Annotated in this window: 2 protein-coding genes; both read left to right on the top strand. The window is 52.4% G+C overall.

The window, feature by feature from the left end; genetic code table 11:
• Positions 1-208: hypothetical protein (locus AC1RO3_RS08140; RefSeq protein ID WP_481763952.1), on the top strand; the 208-nt coding region annotated here is incomplete at its 5' end.
• Between the two features lie 12 nt (positions 209-220).
• The coding region (locus tag AC1RO3_RS08135; RefSeq protein WP_481763951.1) for a phage tail-collar fiber domain-containing protein at positions 221-706 on the top strand (486 nt) is incomplete at its 3' end.

The following is a 706-nucleotide window of genomic DNA, read 5'->3' as shown; positions in this document are numbered from 1 at the left end:
GGGCGGTTTGGGTGATCTAGATATCAACACGCTTGTCTCGTTTTTCTACGAGATAGCGAACTACAACCTAGTGCTGTATTCGGTTGACGAAGAGTTCGATATGCCGATAACCGATGACCCTACTCTGGTGCGCACTGATGCGCAGATCGTGGCCCTTGGCCTATGGGAGGATGTGTTGATCACGATCCTGCCCGACCCAACAATCTAAGGACAACGTAACATGTCAACGCCAATTGTTCCAAACAGCGCGTCGTTTTTGATCACAGACGTGGGTTTGGCTGCGGCCTCAGTGGCAACGCCCACTGGCCCCTCTATCCAGATCGTAGCATTCAAAGTGGGTGACGGTTACGGTTACACCCCGCAACGCACAGACACCGGGCTGAACGGCAACACACTGTACACAGGTGTTCCAACTACCTACAACTTTGTTGCGCCCGATACGCTCGACATTTTGTGTGAACTGCCGCCTGATGCAGGCTACTTCGAGTTCGGTGAGGTAGGCCTGTATCTGCCGGGCGACGTACTGTTTGCCAAGGCCGTATTCCAAAAGCCACAGCTTAAGTACCCGAATATGACGGCTGCGACCGTCAACACTTATTCGTTGCACTGCCTTTTGAAGCTCCAGCAGGCAATGGCACTGATTCAGGTTACTGTTCAGCAAAACCCAGCAATCCTAAACGTTTACGCGTGGTCGGATGTCATTCCT

It is taken from the genome of Dellaglioa sp. CoH-57-MRSF-19 (assembly GCF_056781975.1).
This window is presented reverse-complemented; position numbering and strand designations above follow the sequence as displayed.